Annotated in this window: 17 protein-coding genes and 1 pseudogene; 5 read left to right on the top strand and 13 right to left on the bottom strand. The window is 67.9% G+C overall.

Annotation, left to right across the window (positions count from 1 at the left end; genetic code table 11):
* Positions 1–11: 11 nt before the first annotated feature.
* The 5 genes and pseudogenes from VFA08_08060 to VFA08_08040 form a co-directional block, all read right to left on the bottom strand.
* Positions 12–545, bottom strand: a complete 534-nt coding sequence (locus tag VFA08_08060; GenBank protein ID HYZ13543.1) for an NADH-quinone oxidoreductase subunit B family protein — start codon at positions 543–545, stop codon at positions 12–14.
* Between the two features lie 70 nt (positions 546–615).
* Positions 616–966: pseudogene (locus tag VFA08_08055) on the bottom strand (NADH-quinone oxidoreductase subunit A).
* A gap of 16 nt (positions 967–982) precedes the next feature.
* The gene (locus VFA08_08050) at positions 983–2,236 is read right to left on the bottom strand and encodes a geranylgeranyl reductase family protein (GenBank protein HYZ13542.1); all 1,254 of its coding nucleotides are present in this window, start codon (positions 2,234–2,236) and stop codon (positions 983–985) included.
* Positions 2,237–2,358: 122 nt separating this feature from the next.
* A complete protein-coding gene (locus tag VFA08_08045) occupies positions 2,359–2,799 on the bottom strand; it encodes a pyridoxamine 5'-phosphate oxidase family protein (protein ID HYZ13541.1) in 441 nt (146 codons plus the stop codon).
* A complete protein-coding gene (locus VFA08_08040; GenBank protein ID HYZ13540.1) occupies positions 2,799–3,704 on the bottom strand; it encodes a polyprenyl synthetase family protein in 906 nt (301 codons plus the stop codon). The genes VFA08_08045 and VFA08_08040 overlap by 1 nt, the downstream gene beginning before the upstream one ends.
* An 83-nt stretch (positions 3,705–3,787) precedes the next feature.
* On the opposite strand from VFA08_08040, the gene VFA08_08035 reads away from it, so the two are divergent.
* Entirely contained in the window at positions 3,788–5,620 is a 1,833-nt protein-coding gene (locus VFA08_08035) for a heme o synthase (protein ID HYZ13539.1), read from the top strand.
* Between the two features lie 18 nt (positions 5,621–5,638).
* Here the strand turns inward: VFA08_08035 and VFA08_08030 are convergent, their stop codons facing one another.
* The 8 genes from VFA08_08030 to VFA08_07995 form a co-directional block, all read right to left on the bottom strand.
* Complete coding sequence (locus VFA08_08030) at positions 5,639–6,166, bottom strand: TlpA disulfide reductase family protein (GenBank protein HYZ13538.1); 528 nt, start codon at positions 6,164–6,166, stop codon at positions 5,639–5,641.
* A complete protein-coding gene (locus tag VFA08_08025; protein HYZ13537.1) occupies positions 6,166–7,143 on the bottom strand; it encodes a cupredoxin domain-containing protein in 978 nt (325 codons plus the stop codon). Before VFA08_08025 ends, VFA08_08030 begins: the two co-directional genes overlap by 1 nt.
* A 7-nt stretch (positions 7,144–7,150) precedes the next feature.
* Positions 7,151–7,981 carry a cytochrome c oxidase assembly protein gene (locus VFA08_08020; protein HYZ13536.1) on the bottom strand — a complete coding sequence of 277 codons (831 nt, stop codon included), beginning with the start codon at positions 7,979–7,981 and terminating at the stop codon, positions 7,151–7,153.
* A 3-nt stretch (positions 7,982–7,984) separates the two neighbouring features.
* Positions 7,985–8,329, bottom strand: coding sequence for a cytochrome C oxidase subunit IV family protein (locus tag VFA08_08015; GenBank protein ID HYZ13535.1), 345 nt, complete (start codon positions 8,327–8,329; stop codon positions 7,985–7,987).
* 114 nt (positions 8,330–8,443) lie between these two features.
* Entirely contained in the window at positions 8,444–9,082 is a 639-nt protein-coding gene (locus VFA08_08010) for a heme-copper oxidase subunit III (GenBank protein HYZ13534.1), read from the bottom strand.
* Positions 9,083–9,089: 7 nt separating this feature from the next.
* The gene (gene ctaD, locus VFA08_08005) at positions 9,090–10,964 is read right to left on the bottom strand and encodes a cytochrome c oxidase subunit I (protein HYZ13533.1); all 1,875 of its coding nucleotides are present in this window, start codon (positions 10,962–10,964) and stop codon (positions 9,090–9,092) included.
* A 24-nt stretch (positions 10,965–10,988) separates the two neighbouring features.
* Positions 10,989–12,122 carry a cytochrome c oxidase subunit II transmembrane domain-containing protein gene (locus VFA08_08000; GenBank protein HYZ13532.1) on the bottom strand — a complete coding sequence of 378 codons (1,134 nt, stop codon included), beginning with the start codon at positions 12,120–12,122 and terminating at the stop codon, positions 10,989–10,991.
* A 125-nt stretch (positions 12,123–12,247) separates the two neighbouring features.
* The gene (locus VFA08_07995; protein HYZ13531.1) at positions 12,248–12,985 is read right to left on the bottom strand and encodes a cytochrome c biogenesis CcdA family protein; all 738 of its coding nucleotides are present in this window, start codon (positions 12,983–12,985) and stop codon (positions 12,248–12,250) included.
* A 202-nt stretch (positions 12,986–13,187) separates the two neighbouring features.
* Here VFA08_07995 and VFA08_07990 point away from each other — a divergent pair, with 202 nt between their 5' ends.
* The 4 genes from VFA08_07990 to VFA08_07975 form a co-directional block, all read left to right on the top strand.
* Positions 13,188–13,538, top strand: a complete 351-nt coding sequence (locus VFA08_07990) for a hypothetical protein (protein HYZ13530.1) — start codon at positions 13,188–13,190, stop codon at positions 13,536–13,538.
* A 25-nt stretch (positions 13,539–13,563) separates the two neighbouring features.
* Positions 13,564–13,962: a 4Fe-4S binding protein gene (locus VFA08_07985; GenBank protein HYZ13529.1), complete on the top strand. Its 399-nt coding sequence runs from the start codon at positions 13,564–13,566 to the stop codon at positions 13,960–13,962.
* Position 13,963: 1 nt separating this feature from the next.
* Positions 13,964–14,734, top strand: a complete 771-nt coding sequence (locus VFA08_07980; protein HYZ13528.1) for a cytochrome b N-terminal domain-containing protein — start codon at positions 13,964–13,966, stop codon at positions 14,732–14,734.
* Between the two features lie 9 nt (positions 14,735–14,743).
* Positions 14,744–14,998, top strand: a 255-nt coding sequence (locus VFA08_07975; GenBank protein HYZ13527.1) for a hypothetical protein, incomplete at its 3' end; no start/stop codon positions are given.

Genomic DNA, 14,998 nt, shown 5'->3' with positions numbered 1-14,998 from the left:
CGCGTCGGCGTTCAGCGGAACCGCCCCTCCTTCTGCACCTTCTCGTGGAGGCGGAGGATCCCGTACATCAGCATCTCGGGCCGGGGCGGGCAGCCCGGCACGTACACGTCCACGGGGACGACCGTGTCGACGCCCTGCACGATCGCGTAGTTGGTGAACATCCCGCCGTACGACGCGCACACGCCCATCGAGATGACCCATTTCGGCTCGGGCATCTGGTCGTAGATCGTCCGAAGCACCGGCGCCATCTTCTGGCTCACCCTGCCGGCCACGATCATCAAGTCGGACTGCCTCGGCGACGCGCGGAACAGCTCCATCCCCCACCGCGCGAGGTCGTACTTGCTCGTGCCGGTCGTTATCAACTCGATCGCGCAGCACGCCAGTCCGAACGTCACCGGCCACATGGACTGCTTCCGCCCCCACGACACTGCCTTGTCGAGCGTCGTCAGCAGGAGCCCGCGTTCGAGCTCCTCTTCCGCCTCCTGGCCCGACGACTGTTGATCGCCGCGATCCGTGTGGAACCCCTCGATGCGCTCAACGGGCATGCAGCAGCTCCCGCTCCTCCGGCGCGGTCGGGCGCGCGGCGACATCCGCGCGCCGGCTCGTCGCATCCACCCAGTCGAGCCCGCCGGCCTTCCACACGTACACGTACGCGACGAACACGAGCGCGATGAAGATCGCCATCTCGACGAGACCGAACAGCCCGAGCTGACGGAACCCGACCGCCCAGGGGAACAGGAAGATCGTCTCGATGTCGAAGATGATGAACAGCATCGACACGACGTAGAACTTCACGCTGAACCGCTCGCCCTTGGGCAACCGCTCCGGCTCGATCCCGCATTCGTACGGCGCCAGCTTCGCCGGCGTGGGCCGGTTCGGACGGACCAGCGACGAGACCAGGAGCGAGAGCACCGCGAACGCGAGCGAGAGCACCGCCAGGATCACGATCGGCAGGTACTCCCTCAGTTCCATGTCGTGCCTCCTAGGCCGCCCGCGCGAGGCGCACGAGCGCGTCCATCACCTTGTCGCGGACGTCGCCGCGCGGTCCGTCCGACAGATTGCCCATCAACCGGATCAGGAATCTCATCAACCACTCCTGCGGCAGGCCGTAGTCCGTGAGCAGACGCATCACCGTCGGATTCCCGATCGCCCGAACGAACGTGGTGCCGACCCGGTAGTACGGCTCGTACCGCTCGCGAAGGATCGTCGGATACAGGTGCGCGATGCCCGGGCGATCGCGCACGAGCGCCTCGTGGATCAGCTCGGCGGCAAGCTCCGCGGATTCCATCGCGTACGCGATGCCCTCGCCGTTGAACGGGTTGACGATGCCGGCGGCGTCGCCGACGACGAGCATCCCCGGAACGGCGGCCGGCGTTCGCGACATGCCCATCGGCAGAGGGCCGGAGAGCACGCGGCCGTCCGCGCTTTCCTCGGTCACGTTCCACTCGGGCGGCAGCATCCGCCAGAACGCGTCGAACACGCGCTGCGCGGAGACGTTCGAGAAGTTCTTGAACGTGTTCAGCAGGCCGGCCCCGAGGTTCACGTCACCGCCGGGGAGTGGGAACAACCAGCCGTAGCCGGGGAGCAAGCTGTCGCCGTCCCACAGGTCCATCCACACCTCGAGCCACGGACCGGGGTGCCGGTCGATCCGGTAGTACCGTCGCGCGGCGATGCCGATCGGCTTCGAGGGGTCGCGTCTGACGCCGACGTGCCCGGCGAACCGCGACGATGCGCCGTCGGCAACGACCACGTAGCGCGCGCGGATCTCGGCGTCCTCACCCCGCTCGAGGTCGCGGACGAGGGCGCCGGTCACCCAGCCCCTGTCGACGACCGGTTCGAGGGCCTCGGTGCGCTCGCGCAATCGCGCACCCGCGCGCTGAGCGCGCCGCGCAAGGAGCTCGTCGAACACACCGCGGGTCATCGTCAGCCCGAACCCCGGGAAGTCCTCGAGCGTCGGCCACGGCAGCTCGAGCGTGACCTTTCGCGAGTAGATCCGCAGCCCGTGGTGCCGCTCGAACGGGTGGTCCTCGGGCTCGATGCCCATCTTCCGCAGCGCGACGACGGCGCGCGGGGTCAGCCCGTCGCCACAGACCTTCTCGCGAGGGAACGTCGCCCGCTCGAGCAGCGTGACGTCGACCCCGTGGCGGGCCAAGTGGTAGGCCGCCGTGGAACCCCCCGGCCCGGCGCCGACGACCAGAACGTCGGTCTCGATCTGCGGGCTCGCTGAGCTCGACACCGGGACGTTCCCCCCGCTTCGGAGCTTGTGAAAAACTTCACAAACGATCGTACTGCCGGATTCGGTTCCGCACAAACCCTATGCGTGCCGGCTTCGACCCGCACAACCCGCGAGTGGCCCGTTCAGTCGCGCGCGTGGTCCCAGGCGACGATCCGTTCGACGTCCACGCGCAGGAACCCGATGTCCGAGACCTCGCCGGTGAAGCGGGCGAACCCGTCGCCGGCGAGGAGCGGCCGATACTTCTCGTGCCACGCCGACATCGGCCTGCGCATGTCGGCGTCCTGCGGCGTGACCAACTCGGCACGGCCGCGGATCTCGACGCCGGCGATCTCGACCCAGGCCCGCCCCAGATCGATCGTCAGCGCAACGCGTGGTTCGGCCGACGCGTTCGACCACGTCCGCCCGGGTCGCCGTGCGGAGACGTAGACCGCTTCCTCGAGCCAGACGAACCACAGGGGGACGACGTGCGGCGAGCCATCCTCGTTCACCGTGGCAACGCTGGCGACCGGAAGTCCGCCGAACATCCGCCGCGCCGCGGCGACGTCGACGTCGCGGACCTGCATCAGCCGGCCACCCGGAGCGCAGACGCGATCTCGACGAGCGCGTCCCTCCCGACTGCCTCGAGGGTCCCGCTCTGCAGAGCGGCGATCGCCCGCGAGGCGAGCTCGTCGACCCGCGAGGCGGCCTCGGACGGTGCCTCGCCGTCGATGACGTCGTCGCGCAGCTGGAATGCGTCGCCCATGGAACGGGCGTAGACCCGGAGCGGGCCCTCGACGCTCGGTCCCGCGTCGGCCAGCGCGGCGCCGATCAGCACCGGCCCTTCGGCGGTGTACGAACCCGTCTTCAGGGCGGCGATGCGCCGGCGAGCCGCTTCGTCCGGAGATTCGGCCGCTCGGGCCATCTCGAGATCGAGGAGCTGGCCCGCGGCCATCTCGACGCGCATGCGATCGAACCGCTCAATGGCGAGGTGGAGCGCGTCGGGCGCTGCCCCGCACGTCCTCAGGCGCTGCTCGGCGAGGACGGCCGCCAGGTCGCCGACGAGGATGGCCACCGAGACGCCGTACCCGTCGGGTTCGACGCCGGGCGGCGCCTCCTTGGCGAACCGCACGTGCGTCGATTCGACGCCGCGGCGCTCCTGGGTCCGGTCCATCACGTCGTCGTGGACCAGCGCGAACGTGTGCAGCAGCTCGAGTGCGGCCGCCGCTTTCGTGATCGGAGGTCCGTCCGAGCCACCGGCCGCCCGATACGCGTACACGCACAGCGCCGGCCGGATCCGCTTGCCGCCCGCGGCGAGCAATCGAAGGAGCTCGTCGATCAGGACCGCGGCGCGAGGGTCCATCCCGGCGAGCTCGGCCCCGCGATCTGACAGGAACCTGGCCAGCGCGGGATCGACGCGCTCGCGAACCCGTTCGAGCAGCGGCGACCGAACGTCGTCGGGGATCGGATCGGATCGGGGCCGCGTCGCCACGTCGGATGAGTATCGCAAGGACCGTTGCGGCGAGGCGACGTCGGCGGCACTGTTATCGTTCGGGCCGTACCGCCCCAACGCGCATGACCCGTTTCCACAGGCTCGCGATCGCGACCGCGTGCACCACGCTGTTGCTGTTCGGCGTGGGTGGACTCGTGCGCGCGACCGGCTCGGGACTCGGATGTACGAGCTGGCCCAAATGCGGTCCCGACCGGTGGCTCCCGTATCCGACGTTGGAGTCGTGGGTCGAGTACTCGCACCGGTTCGTCGCGATCGTGGTGGTCGTGCTCGTGGCCGTGCAGGCCACCATCGCATGGCGCCGTCTCCGCTCCACGCCCAGCGTGCGCCGATTGTCGATCGCGGCGGTTCCGCTCGTTCTTTCGCAGGCCGTACTCGGTGGCATCGTCGTGCAGACGGACCTCGATCCGGCGTGGGTCACGGTGCACTTCGCCTTCGCCATGGCGCTCGTCGCCGTGCTCGTCGCCAACGCCGTCGAGGCGAGGTACGCGTTCGCCATTCGAAGGCGTGTCGCGGCGCCGGATCGAAGCGTCGGGCGGAACGTGATCGGCCCGATCGGCTGGACGGTCATCGCCACGTTCGGCGCGCTCCTCGTCGGCACGTACGTTCGGGCGACAGATTCCGGGCTCGCGTTCAGGGATTGGCCGCTCATGGACGGGCGGCTCGTGCCGGCGCTCGGTGGCGCCGCGACGTGGATGTTCCTCCATCGCGTGCTCGCAGCGCTCTCGGCGCTGCTCGTCCTGTACGTATTCATCAAGACGTGGATCGCGCCGCGGATTCCGGCGCTGTCGTGGCTGGCGGGGATCGCGCTCCTGCTGATGTTCGCGCAGGTGCTGGTCGGCGCGGCGAACGTCTGGTCGAAGCTCCGGCCTGCCGCGGTGACGGCACACGTCGCGCTCGCGGCGACGATCTGGGCGACGCTCGTCGCGCTGTGGGTCACCGCTCGTCGCGAGACCGAAAGCGGCCGACCAAGCCAGGGCCTCGAGGTCGACGAGCGGGCGAACGGCAAGCGTTCCACGTTGAGGGAGACCACGGCCGCGTACTTCCGGCTCACGAAGCCGCGGATCATCGTGCTGCTGCTGATCACCACGGTCCCGGCCATGGCGCTCGCCGAAAAGGGGGTGCCGTCGCTCTCGCTCGTGCTCGCCACGCTCGTCGGCGGCGCGGTCGCGGCGGGGTCGGCGAACGTGATCAACTGCTACCTCGACCGCGACGTCGACGAGCTGATGCGCCGAACGCGCTCGCGGCCGCTGCCGTCGCACCTGATCGAACCGGACAACGCGCTGGCGTTCGGCTATGTCCTCGGCGCCGTGTCGTTCCTGTTCCTCGCGTCGACCGTGAACGTCCTGGCCGCTACGCTCGCGCTGTCGGCCATCGCGTTCTACGTTTTCGTGTACACGCTGTGGCTGAAGCGAACGAGCACGCAGAACATCGTGATCGGCGGGGCGGCGGGAGCGGTTCCCGCGCTCGTCGGCTGGGCCGCCGTCACCGGCACGGTCGGGCTTCCGGCGTGGATCCTGTTCGCCATCGTGTTCGTTTGGACGCCTCCGCACTTCTGGGCGCTCGCGCTCCGGTACAGCGGCGATTACGCGGCGGCGGGCATCCCGATGCTGCCCGTGGTGCGCGGCGCCGGCGAGACGCGCCGGCAGATCCTGCTCTACTCGCTGGTGCTGTTCGGAACGTCGTTGCTGCTCGTTCCGTTCGGCCGGATGGGAGCCGTATACGCGGCTGCCGCGATCGTCCTCGGTGGCTGGTTCGTGATGCGGGCGCTGCGCCTGTGGCGCTCGGCATCACCCGTCGATTCGATGCGGCTGTTCAGGTTCTCGATCGTGTATCTCGCCTTACTGTTCGGCGCGGTCGCCGTGGACGCGGCGCTCCCGCTCGCCCGCGTTGCATAGCGTCCGGAGCCGATGGCGTCACGTGGTTCGAACGTCGTCCACGAGGCGCTCGAGCGTCTCGGCGTCGATCTCGCCCATCACCTTGAACCGCATCTGCCCGTCGCCGTCGACCACGAACGTCGTCGGCAGAAAGGGGACGTCGAAGCGATGCGCGAGGCTGCCGTCTGCGTCGCGGACGCTCGGGTACGCCACGTCCAGCTCCCTCGCGAACTCGCGAGCGATCGCCGCTCCCTCCCGGTAATTCACGCCGACGACGAACGCACCATCCGGCTCATCGTGGAGTGACGAGAGGAGCGGCATCTCTCGCACGCAGGGGGCGCACGTCGTCGCCCAGAAATTGACGACCGTTACCCGACCCGCGTAGTCGTTTGGGGAGAGGGTGCCGCCGGTCAGCACGGGTCCGGCCAACGCGGGCATCGGTTCCGAGATGTCCTCGACCGCCGGAATCGTCGGGGCCGAACCTCCGGAGCACCCGGTGACGACGGCGAGGAGCGCGGCGAACGCGAGTGCGCGGCGTGACGCGGACGGGCCGCCGCCGTTTCGCATCAGCCGACCGTGACCGTTCCGTTCATGGTCGGGTGCACGTCGCAATGGAAGTAGTACTCCCCCGCCGGCTCCGGCGGGACCTCGTATTGCGCGGTCGCCGGGCCGGTGACGATCTCGCCCTGGAAGAGAGCCTCGGACAGCGAACTGTCCGTGTAGATCGCGATGTTGTGCGGCACCGTGTCGCGGTTGTCGAAGGTAATCGTCGACGGCTGATCGGCTGGCAGCGAGATCGTGTCCGTGTCGAAGGCGATGCCTTGAGCGACCACCGTGGCCGGCTCGGCACCGCCGGGCGCTCCGTCACCGGGTGGCCCTCCACCCGTTTCCCCGCCGGGTCCGCCGGGTTCCCCGCCGGGCTCACCACCCGGCGAGCCCGGAGCCACCTCGATCTCACCGGTCATCTGCGGATGAACCACGCACAGGAAGAAGTACGTCCCTTCCGCGAGCGGATCGACCTGATAGGCGACGGTCGCCGGTCCGGTGACGATCTCGCCCTCGAACAAAGGGGTCCCGGAGCGCTCGGGGTTGTCGAAGATCTCCACGTTGTGCTGGGCGCTGTCGCGGTTGTCGAACTCGATCGTGAACGGTGTGTCCGCGGGAGCCGACAGCGTCGTCGGCTCGAAGGCGATGTTCGCCGCCGCGAGCTCCACCGTCGCTCCGTGGGCGCCGTTCTCGTCCGGCTCCTCCGCCTCTCCGGATCCGACGACGGCGAGCGCGATGCCGCCGGTGACCATTGCCAGGCCGACCGTCGCGCCGAACGCGGCGCCGATCGTCGAGCTCCGGATCGTGTGACGGTTCGCGGCGACGGCCGAGACGACCAGGATCCCCAACGCAACCACGGTTGCCGTCACCGTCGCCGCCGTCGCGGTGACTCCGAGCAACAGCCGCGAGAACCCCCACAGCAGCGCGACGAGAAACAGGATGATGCCGAGCGGCAACAAGATCGGAAGCACGACCCGGTCCCGCAGATCCGGCCTCATGACGACGTCACTTCAGCACGCCCGCGCGCACGTCGCGCTCGACCTGCCGGAGCGCGAGCGCGTCCCATCCGTCTCGTTCGCGCGCGTGCCATCGGAAGAAGATGGCCGCGATGAACCCCCACAGGATCAGGCCACCGGCGATCTTCATGATCAGTCCGGCGAGGAGCTGATCGGTGATCGCCGAGATGCCCCAGATGCGCGGGAACGTCTCGTACACGGGATAGAGCGGGGACCGGCCGAACGTGAGAAACGACGCGGGGATCGTCGGGGCGAGCGACTGAACGAACAGGTACAGCATCTGCCCCGGCGGCGACAGGGCCGGCCGTTCCGCCAACGGTGAGAGCACCGGCCACCACATGACGATCGCAGAGCCGACGATCAGCACGTGAAGCCCGAAGTGCGTGACCTCCGAGCTCACCGACGCCTCGACGACCTCGGGCCAGTGCGTGAACAGCAGCAGGCCGTTAAAGGTCGCGATGGCCACCACCGGACGGGTGAGGAACCCGAACGCCGCACCGAGCGGCCGAACGCGGAGAACCAGCCGCCACATCCACGCCGGAATGCCAACCACCAGCAGTGGCGCCGCGACGAGCGTGTACACGAGGTGCTGGACCATGTGCGCCGAGTACAGGTAGCCCTCGGCGAGGTCGTGCACCGGCCAATCCGATGCGACGAGCAACAGCGCCATCCCCGTCGAGAACAGCGCCGATCGCCTGCCGCGTTCCTCGAGGTCAGCCGGAGGAGCCGTTCGGGCGTGCGTTCGCACCGCGACGACGTAGGCGACCCACACGCCGCCGAGCAGCAACCAGACGTCCAGGTGCGGATGCCAATCAGGCATCGGCTAGCCTCCGAACACCCGGAACGTGAGCAGCACGATCAGGTACAGGGTGATCGCGCCGGCCAGTCCTATCAAGAAGAAGCGCGCGTACGTCCTGCTGTCGAATTTCAGGTGCATGAACCACAGGACGACGAGGGTGAACTTGAGGAGCGAGAAGAGGAACAGGAGCGGGATCAGGAGGTCGCGAACCGCATCGATGTAGTACACGGCGACCTCGAGCGCCGTGATCACCCCCAGGATGATGGCGATCCGGACGTACTCCTTCGGGCTGGGGTGACGCGTGACGGCGCCGGCGTGACGGGCGCGCGCACCCGTGGTCTCCGGCTCGACGGTCTCGCGCTCGCTCACTGTGCTCCCCCCGGTGTCCCCGTCAGTGCCGGGGTTCGCACAACGTTCGCTCCGCTCACTGTGCTCCCCCCGGTGTCCCCGTCAGTGCCGGGGTCCGCACAACGTTCGCTCCGCTCACTGTGCTCCCCCCGGCGCCCCGGTAGGGATCAGGTACACGACCGTGAAGATGACGATCCACACGATGTCGACGAAGTGCCAGTACAGGCCGACGAGCTCGACGGTCATCGCGCGTTCCGGCGGCAGTCTCCCCGCGAACGACAACGCGAGCACCGTCAGCAACATGAGGATGCCGACGGCGACGTGCGTCCCGTGGAACCCGGTCAGCACGTAGAACGTCGTGCTGAACAGGTTGGTGGTCAGCGTGAGGCCCTCGTGGGCGAATGTGGTGAACTCGAACACCTGTCCGCCGACGAACGTCGTCCCCAGCAACGCCGTCGCGAGCAACCACACGCGGAGTTGTCCCTGATCCCCCCGCTGGATCGCCGCCAGCGCGAGCACCATGGTCAGAGAGCTGGCGAGCAGCACGAACGACGACACCGACGTGTACGGGATGTCGAACACCTCGGCGGGGTACGGCCCCACGCGGCTCGCCCCGCGGTACAGCACGTACGTCGAGATCAGCGCGCCGAACAGCAGGCAGTCCGACGCCAGGAACAGCCACATCGCCAGCTTGAGGTGCGGCAGCCCCGTGCTGGTGCGCTCGTGCTCGCTCTCCACAACGTGCACGTCCATCGATCGACCCAGCTGCGCCATCAGCGCGTCACTCCGCCGAGGGCTCGAGGATCCAGCCGTAGAAACCGACGAGGACGACGACCACCCCGAGCCCGACGAGCCACATGTTGAAGATCAGGCCGTACGCGATGATCGGCAGGCCAAGCGCGGCGACGACCGGCCAGTACGACGGCGAAGGCATGTGGACCGCGTGGCCCGCGCCGTGACTGGCCGAGTCATCCGCCGCCTCATGCTCGTCGCCCGCCCCGCCGGCGGGTACCGGCACGACTCGCCCGCCGCGCGTCTCCGCGTACTTCCGATGCCACAGCTCGTCGAGCGAGTGGACCACGGGGACATCGTCGAAGTTGTGCTCGGGCGGCGGTGACGTCGTGAGCCATTCCAGCGTTCGCGCGTCCCACGGGTCGGCCGCCATCTCCACCGGTCTGCGGAAGCTGGAGACCGCGTTGATCAGGAAGACCAGCACGCTCAGCGCGATCAGGAACGAGCCCGTAGTGGCGACGAGGTTCCAGAACCCCAAGCCGAGCGACGCCGGGTAGCTGTGGATCCGCCGCGGCATCCCCTGCAGGCCGAGGATGTGCATCGGCCCAAAGGTCAGGTTGAACCCGATCAACATGATCCAGAAGTTGATCCGCCCGATCCGCTCGTTGAGGAACCTGCCGAACACCTTGGGCCACCAGTAGTAGATCCCGCCGAACAGGCCGAAGATGGCTCCGCCGAACAGCACGTAGTGGAAGTGGGCGACGATGTAGTACGTGTCCGTCTGCTGATAGTCCGACGGCACGACGGCGTGCGTAACGCCGGACAGTCCGCCGATCACGAACATCGCGATGAACCCGAGCGCGAACAGCATCGGCGTCGCGAACCGGATGTCCCCGCGCCACAGCGTTCCCAGCCAGTTGAAGATCTTCACCCCGGTCGGAACGGCGATGATCATGGTGGAGATGCTGAATGCGGTGTTCGCGACCGGTCCGAGCCCGGTGGCGAACATGTGGTGCGCCCACACGCCGAACCCGATGAACCCGATCGCGATGCCGCTGAACACGACGAACTGGTAGCCGAACAGCGGCTTCCGAGCGAACACCGGCAGGATCTCCGAGACGATCCCCATCGCCGGCAGGATCAGGATGTAGACCTCCGGGTGGCCGAACAGCCAGAACAGGTGCTGCCACAACAGCGGATCACCGCCAGCCGCCGGGTCGAAGAAGTGCGTGTGGAACCGGCGATCGAAGAACAACTCGGTGAGGCCGACCGTGATGATCGGCAGGGAGAACGCCAGCAGCAGCTGAACCACCAGGCCCATCCACACGAACACCGGCATCCGGAACAGCGTCATCCCGGGCGCCCGCATGTTGATGACCGTGACGGCGAGGTTGATGGCCGAGACCGTCGACGCGACCCCGGTGATGATCAGGCCGAGCGAGTAGAAGGTCATTCCACGCGTCGGGTCAAGTACGGAGTTGGGCGCATAGCCAAACCAGCCGCCGTTCGGCGCGCCGCCCAGGAAGAAGCTCGAGTAGATGAACAGCCCACCGAACAGGAACGCCCAATAGCTGTACGCGTTCAGCCTGGGGAATGCGACGTCGCGCGCCCCGATCATCAGTGGGATCAGGTAGTTGAAGAACGCGGCCGAGAGCGGCATGACAACGAGGAACACCATCGTCACGCCGTGCATGGTGAACAGTTCGTTGTACAGCGCTGCGCTGACGACCTCTTGATCGGGCTGCGCCAGCTGGACCCGCATCAGCAGCGCCTCACTGCCGCCGATCATGAAAAACGCGAACGCCGTGATCCCGTACAGGATCCCGATCCGCTTGTGGTCCACGGTCGTGACCCAGCTCCAGAAGCCCGTCGTCGATCTCGGCCGGCGGACGAGCCAGCTTCGCCGCTCGCCCGGGACGCTCACCGTTGCCATCGAATCGCCGTCACCTCACTCGAGCGTGTTCAGGAACGCGATGAGCTGGTCGATCTCCTCGGACGTCAGCTTGTAATCGGGCATCCACGAGCCGGGTTTCATCGCGGGCGGGTCGGCCAACCATCGTCGCAGGTTCTCGTCGGTGTTCTCGAAGATGCACCCGGCGAAGCAGTCGCGGCTCGCGAAGTGCGACAGGTTCGGAGCGTTGATGGAGCCCGGGATGTCCTCTCCGCTCGCGTCCTTGAGCCCGTTCACTGAATGACACTCCGTGCACCCGGCCGGGCCCGCCGTCAGAAACACTCGTAGCCCGTCGGCGGCCGCTCCTTCGAGCGAGCCCGCCGGTCGTCGCTGGTCGGCCACCCACTGGTCGAACTCCGCAGGCGAGTGCGCGACGACGACGAACCGCATGTACGCGTGGGAGAGACCGCAAAACTCCTTGCACTGTCCCTCGTACACGCCAGGCTCGTCGGCGGCGAACGTCAACGTCCGCGAATAGGTCGGGAACACGTCCTGCGTCCCGAACAGCTCCGGCGCCCAGAACGAGTGGATCACCGAGTTGCCGAGCGTTGCCGGCGCGGGCTTGTCCGCCTGACATTCGCTCGGCGCCGGCTGGTTCTCGTACCCGACGCCGACCGAGCACATCGTGAGGTGGACGGGCCTGCCCGTCGGCACGTGCAGCTCGTTCGGGACGCTCACGCCCTCCTCCGGGTAATCGAACTCCCACCACCACTGGTGACCGAGCACGGTGACCTGGAGCGCTTCCGGTCCGGGATCGCGCGCGAGCTCGAAGATCGTCGCGACCGTGGGGACGGCCACGCCGGCGAGGATCACCGCCGGCAGGATGGTCCATGCGATCTCCAGCCGGGTGTTGCCGTGGACCTGCGGCGGGATCGTGTCGCGTCCCTTGCGATGCCGGTACCGGATCGCGAAGAACAGGAGCGCACCTTCAACGATGACGAAGATCGCGACGGCGACCCAGAACACCGGGAGGAACAGGCTGTTCGCCTTATCCGCATTCTCGCCTGCGGGCTCCAGCGCGCTCTGCGTGGCATTCGGCGCGCACGCCGCGAGCAATACGCCCGCGGCGATCGTCCAGACGACCGCCAGCGCCTTCCGATTCACCTTCGTCGTCGATCCCCTCGCGTTCATCTCGCGAACCGGCGCGAAGCCCGGCGAACTCTAACCGTAACTCCGGCGCCGTAACTCCGGCGGTCGCCTCGTACGAACGGGCGCCACTCGATCCGCTCGCTGCTGCGCGACTCGAAGCGAGACTGTCAGATGGGCGGCGAGAACTGTTCGATCGCTCGCCGCACCGGCGCGAGCACCTCGTTCCACAGGTTCGTCACGATCAGGACTCCGATGGCGACCATGACGACGCCGGATACGCCCGCGATCCAGTGATAGTTCCGTTTCACGAAGTCGAGCGCGCCCATCAGTTTCCGGATCCCCATACCGACGAGCAAGAAGGGGAGCCCGAGCCCCGCCGAGTAGACGAGCAGGAGCGCAGCCCCCCGACCGGAACCCCCCTGCGCGGCGGCGATCGAGAGCACCCCGCCGAGGACCGGGCCGATACACGGCGTCCATCCGGTGCCGAACGCGACACCGAGCGGGAACGCCCAGATCGGACCGGGCCGGACCCGAGAGAGCAGCGGACGGCGCTCCGCGAACAGTCCCAGCGACCCCAGACGGAGCGCGTACAGGAGCAACAGCACGCCGAACGCAACGATGACGACGCCGGCGACCCGCTCGCCGGTCGGAGAGATCAGGAAGCGGCTGGCCGCGCCGCTGAACGCGCCGAGCAGCGTGAAGACCGCGCCGAACCCGGCGATGAACAGGAGGATCGGCACCAGGGGTCGTCGCTCCTCCCGCGCCTCTCCCCCTGCGACGAACGAGAGATAGCCGGGGACGAGCGGGAACACGCACGGCGAGGCGAATGAGACGACACCCGCAGCGAACGCGAGGGCGGGCGCCCACCAAGCGCCGAGACCGTCCCGGACGAAGTCGGCGAGCACGTCCGCCAGTGTAGGAACGGGTGTGGATCGGTTGCGACCGTCGCCGGTTCCTTGTCATAGTGGAACCGACGCTTGTGAAGGTTTTCACGATCGAGCGCAGGGACTGCGGCGTGGGGGCCTGCTGGGGGCCGACGCCTATAATCACCGCGCCGCGGAGCCCGAGATCGCAGGAACGGCCACACCGCGTGAGGATGGCGATCGGATGAAGGTCCCGGACAGGGTCCTCGAGCTGAGACGGCGCGTCGAGCCCCGAATCAGGGACTTCGAATGGACGTGGACCAGCGCGGTCCTGTTCGCCGTGGCGTTCAGTTTCTTCAGCGTGATCTCGATGGCCGTGATCCCCTCGTTCTGGCTGTACTTCGCTGAGCAGAAGCTCGGATGGGACGGGCTATCAGGAACGTCGGACTGGCGGCCGCTGGCGCGGGACGCCGTCGCCGCGGGGCTGGCGACGGGCCCGTTCGTCACGCTGGTTGTCGCCGCCGCGATCATGCAGAACTGGCGCCGCAAGCTCCGCGGCGGCTCGGCGGAGCGCGTCGGCGGCGGATATCGATGAGGAATCGTTAGGAGAGATCGCCCGCATGCCCTTCCAGAAGACCGAGGTCGACGTCCACACCGACTACGTCGTCGAGGCGGTCGACCCCGAATGGCTCTCCAAGGGCGTGAGGTCGCCCAAGCACCTGATGCTCGATCCGGACAACTGCATCCTGTGCCGCGCGTGTGAGGACGTATGCCCATGGAACTGCATCTTCATGATGGCTCCGGACATCGTCCAGGACGTACCGAACGAGGCGGTCGAAGCCGAGATCGCCACGACGTATTCGATCTTCGTCGTCGACGACAACGCGTGCACCAGATGCTCCGTGTGCGTCGAGCGGTGCCCGACCGACACGTTGTACTACGCGCGTCTTCCCGAGGGCACCGGCGGACGCCGCACCATGGCCGCAGTTCCCGAATCCCAGCGAGCCGAGGCCGAGTAGCGTGAAGCTGAGGCCTCCTTCACCGAACGAGGTCCTGGAGCGCGTTCGAGAGACCGAGGTCTGGAAGTCCGTCTTCCGACCTGGCTCCATCTTCAGAAGGGGCTACAAGGACACGTCGCGCGATCGCGCTCTCGCGACGATGAACAACGTCCTCTACCACCTGCACCCAGTGAAGATGAAGCGTCACGGATTGAAGCTGACCTACACCTTCTGCCTGGGCGGCCTGTCGTTCTTCCTGTTCATCCTGCTGACCGTCACGGGGATCTTCCTGATGTTCTTCTACCGGCCGGCGGCAGAGATCGGCGCCGCGCAGGCGTACGCGGACATGCAGAACATCCGAACGTCGGTGTTCTTCGGCGACCTGGTACGGAACCTCCACCGATGGGGCGCGCACCTGATGGTGTTCAGCGTGACGCTCCACATGGCGCGCGTGTTCTACACCGGCTCCTACAAACCGCCGCGGGAGTTCAACTGGGTCGTTGGCGTGGTGCTGTTGTTCCTGACGCTGGGGCTGTCGTTCACCGGCTACCTGCTGCCGTGGGACCAGCTCTCGATCTGGGCCGTCACGGTGGGCACGTCGCTCGCCGGGTACTCGCCGCTGATCGCGAAGCAAGCGAACTTCCTGCTGCTGGGCGGCATCGTCGTCGGACCGGACACGTTGCTCCGTTGGTACGTCTTGCACGTCCTCGCGTTGCCGTTCGTCCTGGTGATCTTCCTGTCCGTGCACTTTTGGAGGATCCGCAAGGACGGCGGGATCTCCGGACCGCTGTAGGAGGCAAGAGTGGCTCGGGAAGAGGCGGAGCTCGACCAGGAAACACTCGATCGCGTCCTCGCCGAGGAGCTCGCGAAGGGCACCGACCGCCGCGTGGCCGAGGGTCGCGCTCGACGGGCGGCCGTGCAGGCGCACCGGGCAAAGACGGGTGAGGCTCCGACGGCTCCCGGCGCGGCCGCTCCGGCGGCTGGCGCGCCGCCGTCGCCGGATGGGGCGGCTTCAGGCGACGGAGGCGCAGCGGCACCCACACCGGCGGCCCCGGCG

This window comes from Actinomycetota bacterium, from assembly GCA_035640355.1.
GTDB lineage: Bacteria > Actinomycetota > UBA4738 > UBA4738 > HRBIN12 > CALGFI01.
Note: the sequence above shows the minus strand (reverse complement) of the source record. Positions and strands in the feature narration are given on the sequence as shown.